Origin of the sequence: Flavobacterium sp. SM15, assembly GCF_022012335.1 — a bacterium.
GTDB lineage: Bacteria > Bacteroidota > Bacteroidia > Flavobacteriales > Flavobacteriaceae > Flavobacterium.
Map to the genome: position 1 here is coordinate 107,403 of NZ_JAKLTO010000003.1, position 18,134 is coordinate 125,536.

13 protein-coding genes and 3 tRNA genes are annotated in these 18,134 nt (G+C 37.8%); 7 read left to right on the forward strand and 9 right to left on the reverse strand.

Translation table 11 applies throughout. The features are described from left to right. Positions 1–19 precede the first annotated feature (19 nt). From rpsT to proS, 5 genes are all read right to left on the reverse strand, one after another. Positions 20–271 (reverse strand): 30S ribosomal protein S20, encoded by a 252-nt coding sequence (gene rpsT, locus LZZ90_RS06085; RefSeq protein WP_237789805.1) that lies wholly within the window; start codon positions 269–271, stop codon positions 20–22. A 159-nt stretch (positions 272–430) separates the two neighbouring features. Further along, positions 431–502, reverse strand: a tRNA-Glu gene (locus tag LZZ90_RS06090). A gap of 29 nt (positions 503–531) precedes the next feature. Further along, a tRNA-Glu gene (locus LZZ90_RS06095) sits at positions 532–603 on the reverse strand. A gap of 26 nt (positions 604–629) precedes the next feature. Further along, a tRNA-Glu gene (locus LZZ90_RS06100) sits at positions 630–701 on the reverse strand. Between the two features lie 80 nt (positions 702–781). After that, positions 782–2,260: a proline--tRNA ligase gene (gene proS, locus LZZ90_RS06105; protein WP_237789806.1), complete on the reverse strand. Its 1,479-nt coding sequence runs from the start codon at positions 2,258–2,260 to the stop codon at positions 782–784. A gap of 102 nt (positions 2,261–2,362) precedes the next feature. Here proS and LZZ90_RS06110 point away from each other — a divergent pair, with 102 nt between their 5' ends. From LZZ90_RS06110 to LZZ90_RS06130, 5 genes are all read left to right on the forward strand, one after another. Next, complete coding sequence (locus tag LZZ90_RS06110) at positions 2,363–3,394, forward strand: hypothetical protein (RefSeq protein ID WP_237789807.1); 1,032 nt, start codon at positions 2,363–2,365, stop codon at positions 3,392–3,394. 69 nt (positions 3,395–3,463) lie between these two features. Beyond that, complete coding sequence (locus LZZ90_RS06115; RefSeq protein WP_237789808.1) at positions 3,464–5,038, forward strand: OmpP1/FadL family transporter; 1,575 nt, start codon at positions 3,464–3,466, stop codon at positions 5,036–5,038. Between the two features lie 222 nt (positions 5,039–5,260). Then, positions 5,261–6,562: a 30S ribosomal protein S12 methylthiotransferase RimO gene (rimO, locus tag LZZ90_RS06120; RefSeq protein ID WP_237789809.1), complete on the forward strand. Its 1,302-nt coding sequence runs from the start codon at positions 5,261–5,263 to the stop codon at positions 6,560–6,562. Between the two features lie 134 nt (positions 6,563–6,696). Next, complete coding sequence (locus LZZ90_RS06125) at positions 6,697–6,933, forward strand: YdcH family protein (RefSeq protein ID WP_237789810.1); 237 nt, start codon at positions 6,697–6,699, stop codon at positions 6,931–6,933. A 98-nt stretch (positions 6,934–7,031) separates the two neighbouring features. After that, positions 7,032–7,268: a YdcH family protein gene (locus LZZ90_RS06130; protein ID WP_237789811.1), complete on the forward strand. Its 237-nt coding sequence runs from the start codon at positions 7,032–7,034 to the stop codon at positions 7,266–7,268. A gap of 40 nt (positions 7,269–7,308) precedes the next feature. Here LZZ90_RS06130 and LZZ90_RS06135 read toward each other — a convergent pair whose 3' ends face one another. The 4 genes from LZZ90_RS06135 to LZZ90_RS06150 form a co-directional block, all read right to left on the reverse strand. Continuing rightward, complete coding sequence (locus LZZ90_RS06135) at positions 7,309–8,853, reverse strand: acyl-CoA carboxylase subunit beta (RefSeq protein ID WP_237789812.1); 1,545 nt, start codon at positions 8,851–8,853, stop codon at positions 7,309–7,311. 2 nt (positions 8,854–8,855) lie between these two features. After that, the gene (gene accC, locus LZZ90_RS06140) at positions 8,856–10,301 is read right to left on the reverse strand and encodes an acetyl-CoA carboxylase biotin carboxylase subunit (protein ID WP_237789813.1); all 1,446 of its coding nucleotides are present in this window, start codon (positions 10,299–10,301) and stop codon (positions 8,856–8,858) included. A gap of 2 nt (positions 10,302–10,303) precedes the next feature. Next, on the reverse strand, positions 10,304–10,789 hold the full coding sequence (locus LZZ90_RS06145; RefSeq protein WP_237790123.1) for an acetyl-CoA carboxylase biotin carboxyl carrier protein subunit: 486 nt from the start codon (positions 10,787–10,789) through the stop codon (positions 10,304–10,306). Between the two features lie 90 nt (positions 10,790–10,879). Beyond that, the gene (locus LZZ90_RS06150) at positions 10,880–13,069 is read right to left on the reverse strand and encodes a radical SAM protein (protein ID WP_237789814.1); all 2,190 of its coding nucleotides are present in this window, start codon (positions 13,067–13,069) and stop codon (positions 10,880–10,882) included. A 291-nt stretch (positions 13,070–13,360) separates the two neighbouring features. On the opposite strand from LZZ90_RS06150, the gene LZZ90_RS06155 reads away from it, so the two are divergent. Both LZZ90_RS06155 and LZZ90_RS06160 read left to right on the forward strand, forming a co-directional pair. Next, on the forward strand, positions 13,361–13,948 hold the full coding sequence (locus tag LZZ90_RS06155; protein WP_237789815.1) for an NUMOD4 domain-containing protein: 588 nt from the start codon (positions 13,361–13,363) through the stop codon (positions 13,946–13,948). Between the two features lie 78 nt (positions 13,949–14,026). Beyond that, positions 14,027–18,097 carry a T9SS type B sorting domain-containing protein gene (locus LZZ90_RS06160; RefSeq protein ID WP_237789816.1) on the forward strand — a complete coding sequence of 1,357 codons (4,071 nt, stop codon included), beginning with the start codon at positions 14,027–14,029 and terminating at the stop codon, positions 18,095–18,097. The last annotated feature ends 37 nt before the right edge of the window (positions 18,098–18,134 follow it).

The window sequence follows — 18,134 nt, forward strand, 5'->3', positions numbered from 1 at the left end:
TTTTACAGGAAACGTACTACTATAAAGAAGCTACGTGTCTAGTTAATTTAGATTTCAAGTTTGAAGCTTTGTTAGCGTGGATGATGTTTTTCTTCGCTAATTTGTCAATCATAGAGATAACTGAAGATAATTTTGCAGCTGCCTCAGATTTGTCAGTCGCTAAACGGATTGCTTTGATAGCGTTACGTGTAGTTTTGTGTTGGTATCTGTTTAATACTCTTTTTTTCTCGTTGCTTCTAATTCTTTTTAAAGCTGACTTATGATTTGCCATTTTCTTTTAAATTTTTAATTGTAATAATTATTTTAAATTACTAGTTAAAAAAGAAAAACCTCCCACAATTATTTAAAACAATCACTTTGGTTTTAACTAATAAAACAATGACCGAGACACCAATCATTATTTCATAAAACTTATTTACAACTAATTTTGTAGCCCGTAGGGGAATCGAACCCCTCTTACCAGGATGAAAACCTGGCGTCCTAACCGATAGACGAACGGGCCAAATTTTGTAACCCAAATTTCAATAAAAGTAGCCCGTAGGGGAATCGAACCCCTCTTACCAGGATGAAAACCTGGCGTCCTAACCGATAGACGAACGGGCCAGTAAAAACAATAAAGAAAAAAGTTGTAGCCCGTAGGGGAATCGAACCCCTCTTACCAGGATGAAAACCTGGCGTCCTAACCGATAGACGAACGGGCCTTCTTTTTTCTTTATTGCGGTTGCAAAAATACAACTAATTTCTATTCCTGCAACACTTAAATAAAAAAAAATCTATTTTTTTAATATGCCTTAGCAAAAAGCACTCTTCCTGAGGATGGTTTACCTGTAAACACACAGCTTCCCGCCTCTTCTTTTCGATCTAAAGCAATACAACGAATGGTTGCTTTTGTAAGTTCTTTTATCTTTTCTTCAGTCTCCGGAGTACCGTCCCAATGAGCCGATAAGAAACCTCCTTTAGTCTCTAACAACTCCTTGAATTCTTCAAAAGAATTCACCTCAGTAATATGAGAGTTTCTGTAATCCAATGCTTTACCAAACAAATCATTTTGAATTTGCTCCAACAAACCTTGCAGGTATGCCACAATTCCGTCTTTTGAAACAGTTTCTTTCGTTAAAGTATCGCGACGGGCAACCTCATACGTTCCATTCTCCAAATCATTAGGACCAATAGCCAAACGAACCGGAACACCTTTTAATTCCCATTCCGCAAACTTAAATCCTGGTTTTTGTGTGTCTCTATTGTCATATTTAACAGAAACACCTACTTTACGTAAGTCTTTCATCAAATCATTTACTTGAGCTGAAATCACTTCCAATTGTTCATCTGTTCTATGAATTGGCACAATTACCACTTGAATTGGCGCTAAATTTGGAGGCAACACCAAACCATTATCATCGGAATGCGTCATCACCAAAGCTCCCATCAAACGCGTAGAAACTCCCCAAGAAGTTCCCCAAACGTGCTCCTGCTTCCCTTCTTTATTGGCAAATTTTACATCAAATGCTTTGGCGAAGTTTTGACCCAAGAAATGTGAAGTCCCTGCCTGAAGCGCTTTCCCGTCTTGCATTAAAGCTTCAATACAATAGGTTTCTTCCGCTCCGGCAAAACGCTCGGTTTCAGTCTTTACTCCTTTAACAACAGGAATCGCCATGAAGTTTTCCACGAAATCGGCATAAACATTCATCATTTGTACTGATTCCTCAATAGCCTCATTTTTAGTAGCATGAGCCGTGTGTCCTTCCTGCCATAAAAACTCTGCCGTACGTAAAAACAAACGGGTACGCATTTCCCAACGCACTACATTCGCCCACTGGTTAATCAATAATGGTAAATCTCTATAGGATTGCACCCAACCTTTATAAGTAGACCAAATAATCGCCTCACTGGTTGGACGCACAATTAATTCTTCTTCTAACTTCGCATTCGGATCAACGATAAGCTTGCCTTTGTTTTCCTCATCGGTTTTCAAACGGTAATGAGTAACAATGGCACATTCTTTGGCAAATCCTTCGGCATTTTTCTCCTCGGCCTCAAACATGCTTTTGGGCACAAACAGCGGGAAATACGCATTGCTATGACCGGTTTCTTTGAACATTCGGTCTAATTCTTTCTGCATTTTTTCCCAGATAGCATAGCCGTAGGGTTTGATTACCATACATCCTCTTACTCCTGAATTTTCCGCTAAATCTGCTTTTACAACCAGTTCATTATACCATTTGGAATAATCTTCTGATCTTTTTGTTAAGTTCTTACTCATTTTTAATACTTTGGCATAAATATTGTTTAACTTATCTTTGATAGAATAGTTCGACAAAACTAACTATTTTTGTTATGTCCAACAATAAAAAAACCAGTCGATATGAAAACTAATTACTTAACCGGCCGAAATTTATCCATTTATACTCTAATTGGACTAGTAGGACTTTTGGCTTCTTCCTGTGGTTCGTACCAGAATTCGTCGTACTACGACAATGACGGAGTGTACGGTTCTTCAAGACCAAACAACAACACAGAAAACCGATACAGCGAAGAAAACGTTGCTCAGGGCAATAAATACAAAGAATACTTTGCTTCAAACAAAGACAATTACTCCCAAAACAATGAAGTTTTTACCGATGTGGAAGGTTACAGCTCCCAATCGAACGATACTTTAAACAGAAACGACAATCAGAATTATGCCGGTTGGGGAGACAACTCTAAAAATGTAACCATTAATTATTACAACAATGATTATTGGGGATGGAACAGCGGATGGTACTGGAATTCCTGGTATTCACCACGTTGGAGCTGGGGATGGAACTCCTACTACGGAAGCTACTGGAATGTTGGCTGGGGATGGGGTTCACCTTATTACGGTTGGGGATGGAACTCTTGGTATAGCCCTTACTACTACGGTTATGGTTATAACTATCCATACGGTTATTATGGAAACGGCTACTATGGAGGATACAGAAATGTTGTATATAATGGCGGAACAAGAGGCAGAGGCTATCAAGGTAATGACTACAGAAACCCAAGAGGCAACTATTCCAATTCAAGCATAGGACCAAGAAACACTTACTCTAACACAAGAAGTAACTCCGGAATTAGAGACAATAATAATGGTAACATTAGAACAAGACCGACGTTTTCCAACACAAGAAACAACCCAAGTAATAACACACAATCTGGGGACACCAGATCCTCCAACACAAGAAGTTACAGCGACCCTAGAAGTTCAACCCCTAGAAACTACAGCGAACCTAGAAACAATAGCACTCCAAGAAGTTACAGTGAGCCAAGATCAAACAACAACTATTCAACCCCAAGATCTTCTGGAGGTAATTTTGGTGGCGGTAGCTACGGTGGCGGCGGAGGCGGTGGCCGTTCCGGTGGTGGCGGAAGAAGATAAATACAAAATGATCCCGGACCAATCTTTAAGGTCTGGGATTTTTATTGTCCAACACAAAATAAAACCATTATGAAAAAATATTTACTTTCTACTTTGGTTGCATTAACAGCGACCTTATCTCAGGCACAAGAAACCACAGCATCAGATGCTTTGCGTTACGCCATGGACGATCTAACCGGAACTGCCCGTTTCAGAGGAATGAGCGGTGCTTTTGGTGCCGTTGGAGGTGATTTATCGGCTATCAATATCAATCCGGCCGGCTCAGCAATTTATAATTACAATTCAGCAAGCGGTTCGTTAAGCAACATCAACACCAAAAACAAATCGAATTACTTTGGATGGAACTCTTCCGACAGCGAAAGTACATTTGACCTTAACCAACTAGGTATTGTTTTGGTTTTCAACAACAAAAGAGAAGGAGATTGGAAAAAAGTCGCTTTTGCCATTAATTACGACAATACCAAAAATTTCGGAAACAGCATTTATTCCAGAGGAACCAATCCGAACAATTCCATCAGCAACTATTTCTTAAACTTTGCAAATACTGCCAACAACGGAGGCATTGTACCGATAAACCTTTTAGACAACTCCAGCAGTATCAGCACGGGTTATGCCCAGCTTGCCAATTTACCAAACAACGCCTACCCCTTCCTTAGCGGATTTCAGGCACAACAAGCTTATTTAGGTTATCAGGCTTATTTATTTGATTATGATGATGGCAGCACCAGTGGTAACGCGCCAGTTTATGTGAGCAATGTTCCAACCGATGGTGATTTTTACCAAACAAACAGTGTGGTAACTACAGGGTACAATGGAAAACTTGCTGCGAATTTCTCAACCTCTTACCTTGACCGACTTTATTTTGGGGCAAATCTTAATGTACACTTTACTGATTACAAACGCAATTCAAGCGTATATGAGATGAACAACAGTACAGCTACCACAAGAGTTGAAGCTTTACAATTTGACAATCAGCTTTACACTTATGGAGCAGGATTTTCATTCAATTTAGGTGTGATTGCAAAAGTTACCAACGATTTTCGTTTAGGTCTTGCTTACGAATCCCCTACCTGGTACCGCCTTAATGATGAATTATCCCAACGTCTGATTGGTTACAGCATGGTAAACGGAGCCGCTTTGGATGCAGATTATATTGACCCGGCAGTAACAAACATTTACGAAGCCTACACTGTTCAAACTCCTGGAAAAATAACCGGAAGTTTGGCTTATGTATTAGCTAAAAAAGCTGTTTTCAGTTTTGATTATGCCCGCAAGGATTATTCCAACACAAAATTCCGACCGGAAAACGACAAAACCTTTCAAAAGGTAAACACTTCTATGAGTGATAATTTAACCGCTGCAAACGAATTCAGAGCCGGTGTTGAAGTTAAAATCAAACAATTCAGCCTTCGTGGTGGATATCGTTTTGAAGATAGTCCCTATAAAAACGGAAAGACCATCGGTGATTTAAACGGATTTTCAACAGGATTTGGATTTAATTTTGGTGGTTCCCGCTTGGATTTTGCTTATGCATACAGCCAACGTGAAATGGATTCACCCTTTATTTCATCCGGAATGAATGATGCAGCACGCATTAAAGCTACAAACAACAATATTACAGCAACTTACACTATCGATTTTTAATTTTTTAGTTGCAACTTCATAAATCAAACCGTTTCTTTTGAAGCGGTTTTTTTATTCCCTAACCTTTGCTTTTAGCCCCGGTTGCAGTGAAAATCCTTCCCATAAAATGGGAAGATTGCAACGGAAAACGGGACGAACCTTTAAAAAAAACCTAAACGATGGTGCTCCTAATTATAAAAAGCGTAATTTTGCGCACTTTCTTAAAATAAGTTTCGTAAATATATGAGAACCAAGTCGTTAAAGAAGAATAAAATTAATGTAATCACCTTAGGATGTTCCAAAAACACCTACGATAGTGAAGTGCTGATGGGACAACTGAAAGCCAACGGAAAAGAAGTGGTACATGAGCAGGAAGGAAATATCGTGGTGATTAACACCTGTGGTTTTATCGACAATGCCAAAGAAGAATCGGTTAATACTATTTTGGAATATGCCGATAAAAAAGAACAGGGAATCGTAGACAAAGTTTTCGTAACCGGCTGTTTAAGCGAACGTTACCGCCCAGACTTAGAGAAAGAAATCCCTAATGTAGACCAATATTTCGGAACTACGGAATTACCTTTATTATTAAAAGCTTTAGGTGCCGATTACAAACACGAATTAATTGGAGAGCGTTTAACAACCACACCTAAAAACTACGCTTATTTAAAAATTTCGGAAGGCTGTGACCGTCCGTGCAGTTTCTGTGCCATTCCTTTAATGCGAGGAAAACACGTTTCCACACCAATTGAACATTTGGTAATTGAAGCAGAGAAATTGGCTAAAAACGGCGTTAAAGAATTAATTTTAATTGCTCAGGATTTAACCTATTACGGATTAGATTTATATAAAAAACGTAATCTTGCCGAACTTTTGGAAGCACTTGTAAAAGTAGAAGGAATCGAGTGGATTCGTTTGCATTACGCCTTCCCTACCGGTTTCCCGATGGAAGTTTTGGATTTGATGAAACGTGAACCGAAAATCTGTAATTATCTAGATATTCCATTACAGCACATTGCAGATAATGTATTAAAATCGATGCGTCGCGGAACAACCTATGAGAAAACTACCAAGTTGCTGAAAGAATTCCGTGCGGCGGTTCCTGAAATGGCAATCCGTACGACTTTGATTGTAGGTTATCCTGGTGAAACCGAAGAAGATTTCCAAATCCTTAAAAATTGGGTAGAAGAAATGCGATTTGAGCGTTTAGGTTGTTTTACCTATTCTCACGAAGAAAACACACATGCTTATAGTTTGGTGGATGATGTCCCGGATGAAGTAAAACAAGCGCGTGCTGCTGAAATCATGGACATTCAGGCGCAAATTTCCTGGGATTTGAATCAGGAGAAAATTGGTCAGACCTTCAAATGTATCATCGACAGAAAAGAAGGGCAATATTTTATCGGAAGAACTGAATTCGACAGCCCGGATGTAGATAACGAAGTGCTTATCGATGCGGCGAAATTCTACTTAAAAACAGGAGATTTCGTAAACGTTACTATCACAGATGCTACGGAATTTGATTTATACGGTGAACCAGTTTAACCGTTTTCAATATTAATCAGAATAAAAATCCTTACTTTTTAAGTGAGGATTTTTTTATTTCCAAGACCGATTAACCTCGTAACACTGCATTTTTATTATTAACTTTAAGTACCGAAACTTTAAAATTCAGTATTATGATAACCAAACATCCTATTTATCAGGACTTTCCTGAATATGCCGACAAAATTAAAGACTTGTATCACCACAATGATCAATTTCAGGTTTTATTGCAATCCTACTCGGAGCTGGATGACCGGATTTATAAAATCGAAACCGATCAGGAACTTGCAATGGATGATGAGTTGTCGCAGCTAAGAAAAGACCGTGTATTTTTAAAGGACGAGATTTACACTTTTTTAAAAAACAATTAAAAACAAACCTTTTTAATGAGGTTTTTTTATGACAAATATCATATAAAATCGGTTTAAAAAAGAAGAACTTTAAGTTTAATTTAAAACCAATTACAACTATGATTACAAGACACATCCTAACCGACGAGTTTCCCGAGTTTACCCAAAAAATCTACAACTTAAAAACTGACGACAACCATTTTAAAAAGTTATTTCAGGAATTTAACGATTTAGATCACGAAATTTACAGAATTGAAGCCGATGCAGAACCTGCTTCCGACGACACACTTAATGAATTAAAAACCAAGCGTGTACACCTAAAAGATACCATTTACAGTTATCTTCAGGAGAATTAAAAATAAAAACCGCCTTGAAAGGCGGTTTTTATTTTTATAACTACAAAGGAATATTTCCGTGTTTGCGTTTTGGTGTATCCACCACTTTATTTTCCAGCATTTTGAATGCTTTGATTAATTTTCTGCGGGTATCTTGCGGGAAAATTACCTCATCGATAAATCCGCGTTGCGCCGCTCGGTATGGATTAGCGAATTTCTCCGCATATTCGGTTTCTTTTTCCAGCAATTTAGCTGCTGGATCCGAAGCTTCAGCAATTTCTTTTTTGAAAATGATCTCCGAAGCCCCTTTCGCTCCCATAACCGCGATTTCTGCTCCCGGCCATGCAAAGTTCATATCAGCTCCAATGTGTTTCGAGTTCATAACGTCGTAAGCACCACCGTATGCTTTTCGGGTAATTACCGTTACTTTAGGAACTGTTGCCTCGCTTAATGCGTATAACAATTTCGCTCCGTGTACGATGATTCCGTTCCATTCTTGATCCGTTCCCGGCAAGAATCCTGGCACATCTACTAATACTAACAACGGAATGTTGAACGCATCACAAAAACGGGTAAAACGAGCCGCTTTAATCGAGCTGTTCACATCCAAACAACCTGCTAAAAACATTGGGTTGTTTGCCACAACTCCAACGCTTTTTCCTCCAATACGAGCAAAACCTACAATAATATTTTCTGCCCAGTTTTTATGAATTTCAAAGAAACTTTCCTCATCGATGATAGCATTAACTACATCGTGCATGTCATAAGGCTTGTTCGGATTATCCGGAACGATGCTGTTTAACTGATCGCGAAGTTCTGAACCTAATTCGTAAGGCAAATCTTCAACCGTTTCCGTATTATTTTGTGGAAGGTAACTCAACAATCGTTTTACATCTTCCAAACATTCTACATCATTGGCAGAAGTTGTATGTGCAACCCCAGATTTTGAAGAGTGGGTTGAAGCTCCTCCTAATTCCTCAGAAGTTACTTCTTCATTGGTAACTGTTTTCACAACATTTGGCCCGGTTACGAACATATAGGAAGTATTTTCCACCATCATCGTAAAATCAGTCATTGCTGGTGAATAAACCGCTCCACCGGCACAAGGCCCCATAATAGCAGAAATTTGAGGAATTACCCCGGAAGCCTGAACATTTCTGAAGAAAATATCAGCATAACCTCCCAAAGAACGAACCCCTTCCTGAATACGGGCTCCCCCTGAATCGTTTAGTCCGATCATTGGTGCACCCACTTTCAAAGCCATGTCCATTACTTTACAGATTTTCTCTGCATGTGTTTCAGACAACGCTCCACCGAAAACGGTAAAATCCTGAGCAAAAGCATACACCAATCGACCGTTAACCGTTCCGTAACCTGTGATAACACCATCTCCTAAATAGTGCTCTTTGTCCATTCCGAAATCTTTAGTTCGGTGGGTTACAAATGCTCCGATTTCCTCGAACGAACCTTCGTCAAAGAAGTACTCGATGCGCTCACGAGCCGTTAATTTCTTTTTGGCATGCTGGGTTGCAATTCTTTTTTCACCGCCTCCTAATTTGGATTCGGCAATTTTCTTATTTAATATTTCGAATTTATTTGATTCCATGATTATAAGTGTGTTGGTAGGCGTAAGATTTTTTGATCTTCTAAATACTGTTTCATCGCTACATAAGCAGCAATTTCTGCTTCTTTGTCCATGTGGGCTTTCAATACTTCACTATCGTAATATTTCTTAACGAAGTGCGTATCAAAATCTCCTGAACGGAACGCTTCGTGCTCCATTACAAACTTACCGAACGGCAACGTGGTATAAACTCCTTCAATCTGATAAGCCTCAATAGCTTCAATCATTTTTTGAATGGATTCTTCGCGCGTTTTTCCGTAAGTAATTAATTTGGAAAGCATCGGATCGTAATAAATCGGCACTTCCATACCTTCTTCAAAACCATCATCTACACGGATCCCTTCACCTTGAGGTACTTTGTAAACATCCAAAGTTCCAACATTCGGAAGGAAATCATTTAACGGATCTTCACAATACACGCGCAATTCCATCGCATGCCCATTGATTTTTAAATCTTCCTGTTTGATGCTTAACGCTTCACCGCGAGCCACACGGATTTGCATTTCCACCAAGTCCATACCGGTAATCATTTCGGTTACTGGATGCTCTACCTGCAAACGAGTATTCATCTCAAGGAAGTAAAAGTTTTTGTTTTCATCCAAAAGGAATTCCACTGTTCCGGCTCCTAAATAATCACACGATTGAGCAACTTTTACAGCAGCTTCTCCCATTGCTTTACGGATTTCCGGAGTAAGAACTGCTGATGGAGCTTCTTCAACTACCTTCTGGTGACGACGCTGAATCGAACATTCTCTTTCAAACAAGTACAGAATATTTCCGTGGCTGTCTGCCATTACCTGAATTTCGATATGACGAGGCGAACCAACATATTTTTCAATAAAAACCGAACCGTCTCCAAAAGCGGAAACCGCCTCACTGATCGCACGGTTCATTTGTGATTCAAACTCTGCCTCGTTCTCAACAACGCGCATTCCTTTTCCTCCACCACCGGCAGAAGCTTTAATCAAAATTGGGAAACCGATTTGTTTAGCAACCTGTTTCGCTTCTTCAATATCGGTAATTGCTTTATCTACACCCGGAACCATCGGAATATCATAGGCTTTTACCGCATCTTTAGCAGCTAACTTACTTCCCATGATGTGAATCGCTTTTGATTTTGGTCCGATGAAGGTAATGTTGTTTTTCTCGGCTAATTCGGCGAAATCTGCATTTTCACTTAAGAAACCGTAACCCGGATGGATTCCGTCTACGTTTAACGATTTTGCAACTTCGATGATCTTATCTCCTAATAAATAGGACTGGTTTGACGGCGCTTCCCCAATACAAACCGCTTCATCAGCAAATTTCACATGAGGTGCATTTCTGTCGGCAACCGAATACACCGCTACCGTTTTGATTCCCATTTTACGAGCCGTTTTCATTACGCGCAAGGCAATTTCCCCACGGTTGGCTACTAATATCTTCTTCATGATTATTCGAATTCGATTAACAATTGACCTTTATCTACCGCCTGATCTTTACTAACAGCAATAGATTTGATTACTCCGTCTCTTGGTGAAAGGAAACTATTTTCCATTTTCATGGCTCCTAAGATTAGGATTGGGTCGTTTTCTTTTACTTCCTGTCCCACTTCCACATTGATTTCCAGAATTAATCCTGGCATAGGTGCTTTGATAGAATTTACCTGTTTGGTTGCTCCGATAGCGAATCCCATCTCTTTGATAAGTTGGTCTAACGGATTGGCAATATCCACAACATAAGTGTTGTTGTTCACTTTAACAGTGTATTTCTTGGCGATAAAATCTGCGGAAATGATTTCTGCTTTAAAAGAAGTATTGTCCTTCAGCACATGATAGTTCGAATCTCCCGATTTTAAAGCGTCAAAAGAAGACACATCGGAATCCTTCACATCAAATACAGTTGAAGAATTTACGGTTAATTTATAAGTACTCATCAGGTTAAAAAATTAATTGCGTAAAAGTAAAGAAACTCAATCGTTTTTTTAACACTAAAAAAAAGGAAATGTGCGAATTAAATACAGAATTTGTTACAAAGCCAATAATCCGAAGTCACGCAAAGTATTCACAGGCTTCGAATACCAGAACAACTCAAAATCTTCCAAACCTGAATTTTCGTAATCGGCTTTTACTTCATTAAACGTAAATTTCTTTTCGTTTGTTGATGCGATTTTCTCCAAAAGGTTTTGTAGCCAAGCTCCGTTGTCTTTATCGGTAGTAATCTCGAAAACTTCCCTTTTATCGTGAAAAGTTAGTTTCATCATTTCCCACGAATTGCCTTTTTTGCTTTTGGTAAAGGTTTCCTCAAAAGGCTTTCCTCCAATCCAAACGATTTTTGCGTTGGGTTTGATGTTGAAATGATTTTCGTTCTGAAGACATTCGTATATAAAATCCGGCTGTACTTTTGTATTCGGAATTTTAAAATCGAACCAATCCTGCAACGGATAATCGAAACAAATCCCGTGCATATAATTGAACAACGATTTTTTCAGGCCAAAGCTGAATTTATCATGGTTGATGCCTGTTTTATCTTTAAACTGAATGTCATTATTAGCAAAAGTGATTTCATTAATTTGAGGAACAACACCGAATTCTTCCGGATTCAATCCAACCGGACTGTGTGCGGTCATGGCAAACTGATGCCAAAAACCAGACTGCAAAATCCCTAACTCGAACATTTGACGCACCATTTCCAAACTATCAATGGTTTCCTGAATGGTTTGTGTTGGATAGCCATACATAAGATAAGCGTGTACCATGATACCGGCTTCAGTAAAATTTCGGGTTACTTTGGCGACTTGCTCAACAGTTACTCCTTTTTTAATCAGTTCCAGCAAACGATCGGATGCTACTTCCAAACCACCCGAAACGGCGATACAACCGGAAGCTTTGAGTAAAACACATAAATCTGCGGTAAAGCTTTTTTCGAAGCGGATGTTCGTCCACCAGGTAACCGTTAGATTTCGACGTAAAATTTCAAGAGCAACCTCGCGCATTAAAGCTGGCGGTGCGGCTTCGTCTACAAAATGAAAGCCGTTATGACCGGTTTGCGCAATGAGTTCTTCCATGCGGTCTACCAAAGTTCTGGCGGCAATCGGTTCGTAAATTTTGATATAATCTAACGAAATATCACAAAATGTACATTTCCCCCAATAACAACCATGAGCCATCGTGAGTTTGTTCCAACGGCCGTCGCTCCATAAACTGTGCATCGGATTGGCAATTTCGATTACTGAAATGTAACGATCCAGAAACAAATCGGTATAATCGGGAGTACCTACTTCACTTTGCTTGTAATCGTGACGAAGGGAATTATTTTTATATACAACTTTCGATTCTTCAAGTAAAAAAGTGCGTTTGAATTCGTTGTAATTAGGATCTTCGATATTTTCCAATAGCAATTCTACCGGAAGTTCCCCATCATCTAAAGTGATGAAATCGAAAAATTCAAAAACGCGAGCTTCTTTTAAATCACGCAATTCGGTATTGGGAAAACCACCGCCCATCGAAACCTTGATTTCAGGATAATTTTCTTTTATGAATTTCGCACATCGAAAAGCACTGTACAAATTCCCGGGAAACGGAACGGAAAAACAAACCAGTTTCGGCTGTACTTCTTTCAGTTGCTCGCTGAGAATTTTTAAAGTAATTAAATCGATATAAGTAGGTTCGGTTTTAAGATAATCGTATAATTCATCAAAAGAATTTGCACTTCGGCCCAAACGCTCGGCATAACGGCTAAAACCAAAATTTTCGTCAATGGTTTCAACTATAAAATCCGACAAATCTTCAAGGTATAACGTTGCGAGATGCTTCGCTTTGTCCTGCATTCCCATAGAGCCGAACGCCCAATCCATATCGTCCAACTGAGTAAAACGTGAGGCTTCCGGAAGAAAACCATCAAGGCAAATCTGTCTGGCTAAAGTTGGATTATTTCCCTGAAGAAAGGCAATAACCGAATCTATCGTTTTTACATATTCCTTCTGAAGGGCAAAAATCCGTTTCGAATTATCTGAAAAAACAGCCTTATGAGCTTGAGATTCTTTAAAAATATCTTGCAAACCTTCTTTGGAAAACAACTTCAAAATCACTTCGATACCCAAATCCATCTGAAAAGAAGTAATGTTTTTGGTATTCAAAAAACCTTTTAAATAAGCTGTGGCCGGATACGGAGTGTTCAGCTGGGTAAAAGGCGGTGTGATTAAAAGTGTGTTTTTCATCTGCGGAAATTCTTTGGCAAAATTAATCGATATTTTTTACTTAAACGGAAATTGCCTGACGACTTTGTTCAGGAAATCGGTTTCTTCAAAAAATGAGCTTTTAAGCCCTATGAAACTTGTAAGATATTTATTGATTATGTTAGGGGATTGCAATCAAATTTGATCTTAATTCTTAATTTTTCATAAAAAAAAGAACTCAAATTGTTCTTTTTAAAAACAAAATTGTAAGTTAGTGCTAGAATTTACAGGGCTTCAAAGGAATTTCCTACAACAATTACGACGCTGAAAAACATGAATTCATTTCGAAAACTACCACAAGAAGAATTTAAAGAAATTATATTACCCGTACCGCAAGTAATGCGTTATGCCGTTTCCAACAAGGGAAGACTTTTAAGTTTTACCAATGAGATGAGTGACGGCAAAATCATAAAAGGCGCCAAGGCTGACGGTTACCGATTAATTACCTACAAAAACAAAGAAGGCGAAAAAGTTAAAAGAAAATCGATTGTTCTTTACAAACTTATTGCCGAACTCTTTTTGGAAAAGCCTTCTGAGCAGCACACCCACGTTATCCATTTAGACCGTAGAAAAGACAACGACGACATTAGAAACCTGAAATGGGTTACCCGTCCCGAAATGCTTAAACACAGTTATGATACTAATCCTGTAGTACTTCTAAACAGAAAAAAATTACTGGAGCACAATCTAAAATCCGACGGCAGAAAACTTACCGTAACTAAAGTAATGCTAATCAAGAAGATTTTAGCCCGACCAAACCAAAAAACCCGCCTGAAAATGATTGCCAAACAATTCGGGGTGAGCGAAATGCAGATTCGCCGTATTAAATCTGGGGAGAATTGGGGATATGTAAAGGTTTAGGTTTTCATGATGATTCATTAACTCGTTAAAATTCTGACTCTCTACATAATTTTTTATATTTGTGGAAAATTTAAAAAAATGAGAATTTTCCTCTACTTATTTATATTACTCACTACTTTCTCTTTTGCACAAAAAAATACAAATAAATCTATAGGATTCATTGAAAACAAAGGGCAAATTGTAGATCAAAAAGGTAGAGAAAACAAATCCGTTTACTATCTATTAAACACCAACGGTTTAAATGTTCAGCTAAGGAAAAACGGTTTTTCTTATGATGTTTATCAGACAAAAACTATTCCTTTAAAAGAAAAAAACTCATCAGCAAACAACTACAATTCAATACTTAACAACAAGAATAATCTTCCTGAACCTAAGGTCGGATACCTTTATCATCGCATTGATATTGATTTTCTAAACTCAAATCCAGAAGTTAAATTCCTTGCTGAAGAAAAATCAGCTGATTATGACAATTACTACAACGTTAATCATGCGCCACAAGGAATTACTAACGTTCATAAATTCCAAAAAGTAACTTATTTAAACATCTACAACAACATTGATGTGGTTTTCTTTATCCCTAAAGATTCTACTAAAACTGTTGAATATAATTTCATTGTGAAACCTGGGGGAAAAGTTTCTGACATCCAATTGAAATTTAATGGTGCTAAAACCGAATTGGCTGGCAATAAAATTAAAATGAACGTTCGCTTTGGAGAAATGGAAGAAACTATTCCATTGAGTTGGGTTGAAGAAAATCATATCAAAAAAGAAGTTGCAATCAATTACAGAAAAATCAAGAAAAATGTTTATGGCTTTGAAGGACAACAATTTCAAAACAAAACTTTAATTATTGACCCAACACCTATAAGACTTTGGGGAACGTATTATACAGGAAATAACTCAGATTTTTCAACAGACATTTGCAATGACAATAATAATAACGTTTATTTTTCCGGCTACACTTACAGCACCATTAATATAGCAACATCAGGGAGTTATACAGTCCATGATTACAGCTATTTTTATGGGAATAGCTTTATTGTTAAATTTAACTCAAGTGGAGTAAGACTTTGGGGTATTTATTCGATTGCTAGAGTAAAAAAAATTAAAGCAGATAACATAGGTAATATATACTACACAGGGGATATAGGTGCTTCAATGCCTAATATAAGCACTATAAACTCTCATCAACCATTACATACCGGCTATTATGATAATGCATTTTTAATAAAAATAAACTCATCTGGAGTAAGGGAATGGGCAACTTATTATGGAGGAAACTCATCTGATTCCGGTAATGACATTTGCTTCGACACTCAAAATAATGTCTATCTAGTTGGAAAGGCAGGCAGTCTAGAAAATATAGCCACCAATAATACACATCAGCCTGTTCATGCCCCTGGATATCTTGATGATGATGGTTTCATTGCAAAATTTACTCCCTTAGGAATTAGGGTTTGGGGAACCTATTTTGGAGGAAACGAAAATGATCAGATTCATTCCTGTCATATTTCAAATGATGGGTTTTTATATATAACCGGAAGTACCGGAAGCACTCAGGGCATAGCCACACTAAATTCATTTAATACAAATTTACAAGGCTATGCTTCTGGTATGATCGCAAAATTTGATTTAAATGGTAATAGAATTTGGGGATCTTATTTCAATGGTTCCGGATATGCAATTATAAATCAGTCAATATTAAAAGATGACCACCTCTATTTTTTTGGCATTACAAACAACCAAACAAGTATGAACACTTCCGGAACTTTTAATGAAAGTTTTGTTCATTTACCTATGTTTTATGGCAGAAGTAGTTTTATAGCAAAATTCAATATAACTACACAAAGCTTAATTTGGGGAACCTATTTCGGAGAATACATTCAGGATATCGCTGTTAATTCAAACAACCAAGTTTTCATAGGAGGCTGTACATCTCAACTGAGCGGGATTGCAACACCTGGAGCTTTTTCAGAAGTACCCCAAAATTCAGATGCATATCTCATCAAATTAAAAACAAATGGTCAACGGGAATGGGGAACCTATTATGGTGGTGAATGTGATGAAGGTACAAATGGTGCCGCGGATGTAAACAATAAAATATCCATCGATTCTAACAATAATATATATTTAATTGGAAATACCTGCAGTAAATCGGGTATTTCAACACCTGGGGCACATCAAGAATCACATAACCAAAACTCAGGAGGAGGAATTGCCAATATCTATTTTGCAAAATTTCAAGATTGTCTATCTTCTCCACAGGTTTTGAGTCAAAATCCATGTCTTGGTAGTAATTTAGAACTTACTGCTTCAGGAGGCACAAATTACAGCTGGACCGGCCCAAATGGATTCACATCTAACCAACAAAATCCAATAATTCCGAATGCTAATACAACTCATAGCGGACTGTATACTTGTACAGTTACGGGTACAGGAGGATGCGATGGACCAGCTTCTGTAAATGTTCTGGTTGGCGACAACATTGCTCCAACTCCAAGTACAACAACCCTTCCAACTATCAATGGTAATTGCAACACTATAATTACAACAATCCCAACAGCAACCGACAATTGTGCTGGAAATATCGTAGCAACAACAACCAACCCATTAAGTTATTCACTTCCGGGAACCTACACCATCACATGGAATTATAACGATGGAAACGGAAATACAGCCACACAAAACCAAACCGTTGTAATTTCGTCCACGGCTTTACCAACTTCATCTTTATCTCAACAATTCTGCATCCAACAAAATGCAACAATAAACAATATCTCCATTACCGGACAAAACATCAAATGGTACGACTCATTAACAGCTGGTAATTTATTAACAAACGTTACGCTTTTACAAAACGGAATAACTTACTACGCTTCCCAAACCATTAACGGATGCGAAAGCAACAGAATTCCCGTAACAATCACTATTCAAAACACAACAGCTCCAACCGGAACTACAAACCAAAGTTTTTGTTCTTCTCAAAATGCAACTTTGAATGATATTATCGTTTCAGGCGCTAATATTATTTGGTATGCAAATTCAAGCGGAACTACTGTTTTACCTTCAACAACTTTGCTTACTAATAATACTACCTATTACGCTACACAAACAATAAATGGTTGTGAAAGCCCTACCCGATTTTCTGTAACGATTAATCTAATCAATACTTTAAACGCGACCAATTATACCGAAACACTTTGTGACAACTTAAATAACGGAACAGAAACCGTGAACTTATCCAATTACAATAATCAACTTATTTCAAGCACAAATGGTACTTCGTTTTCATATTACGCCACTTATAATGGTGCAGAAAACCTAATTGCTTCTGAGAAAATCAATAATTATCAAAGTTTTCAATTGGCCGTCGAGACAAAAATTATTTACGTTAGAATTGATTCCTCGAACGGTTGTCATCAGATTGTAGAGTTAAAACTTACTGTTGTTAGCAAACCAATTATCTCAATTTCAGATATTATGCCAATCTGTGAAGGAAGTTCGATTACTGTTGATGCCGGAACCGGCTTTGATAATTATTCATGGTCAACTGGAGCAACAACATCCTCGATTAGCATATCAACACCAGGCAATTATTCAGTTTCAGTTTCTGAAAATCATGGTTCGCTTGTTTGTACTTCAGTAAAAAACTTTAGTGTTGTTAAATCGAATATTGCTACAGTTTCTGAAATTGTAACTTCTGACTGGACCTTTAACCAAAATACAATTACGGTATTGTTAACTGGTAATAGTGTTGGCGATTATGTCTATTCAATTGATGGAACGAATTACCAAGCCAATAATACTTTCACAGGATTGGAAAGTGGTGAATATACCGTATTTATTAAAGATAAAAATGGATGCGGAATTCAGCCTGAAGATTTCTATTTACTAATGTATCCGAAGTTTTTTACTCCAAACGCAGACAGTTATAACGATTATTGGAAAATTAAATTCTCTGAAAACGAACCCAATCTAACTGCAAAGATCTTTGACCGATATGGCAAATTCATTAAAGAATTCGGCGCAAATGATATTGGATGGGACGGAACATTAAACGGTCAAGCAATGCCTGCAACAGATTATTGGTTTGTAGTTAAAAGGCAGAACGGAAAAGAATACAGAGGCCACTTTTCATTAAAACGATAAATCGAATTCATAACCCTTTGTTAAACCGAATTAGCAA

Bases quoted from the DNA above. Each gene is read 5' to 3' on its own strand.
- accC (WP_237789813.1), bottom strand. From the start codon at position 10,301: ATGAAGAAGATATTAGTAGCCAACCGTGGGGAAATTGCCTTGCGCGTA.
- rpsT (WP_237789805.1), bottom strand. From the start codon at position 271: ATGGCAAATCATAAGTCAGCTTTAAAAAGAATTAGAAGCAACGAGAAA.
- LZZ90_RS06150 (WP_237789814.1), bottom strand. From the start codon at position 13,069: ATGAAAAACACACTTTTAATCACACCGCCTTTTACCCAGCTGAACACT.
- LZZ90_RS06160 (WP_237789816.1), top strand. From the start codon at position 14,027: ATGAGAATTTTCCTCTACTTATTTATATTACTCACTACTTTCTCTTTT.
- LZZ90_RS06110 (WP_237789807.1), top strand. From the start codon at position 2,363: ATGAAAACTAATTACTTAACCGGCCGAAATTTATCCATTTATACTCTA.
- LZZ90_RS06135 (WP_237789812.1), bottom strand. From the start codon at position 8,853: ATGGAATCAAATAAATTCGAAATATTAAATAAGAAAATTGCCGAATCC.
- LZZ90_RS06115 (WP_237789808.1), top strand. From the start codon at position 3,464: ATGAAAAAATATTTACTTTCTACTTTGGTTGCATTAACAGCGACCTTA.
- proS (WP_237789806.1), bottom strand. From the start codon at position 2,260: ATGAGTAAGAACTTAACAAAAAGATCAGAAGATTATTCCAAATGGTAT.
- LZZ90_RS06125 (WP_237789810.1), top strand. From the start codon at position 6,697: ATGATAACCAAACATCCTATTTATCAGGACTTTCCTGAATATGCCGAC.
- LZZ90_RS06130 (WP_237789811.1), top strand. From the start codon at position 7,032: ATGATTACAAGACACATCCTAACCGACGAGTTTCCCGAGTTTACCCAA.
- rimO (WP_237789809.1), top strand. From the start codon at position 5,261: ATGAGAACCAAGTCGTTAAAGAAGAATAAAATTAATGTAATCACCTTA.
- LZZ90_RS06155 (WP_237789815.1), top strand. From the start codon at position 13,361: ATGAATTCATTTCGAAAACTACCACAAGAAGAATTTAAAGAAATTATA.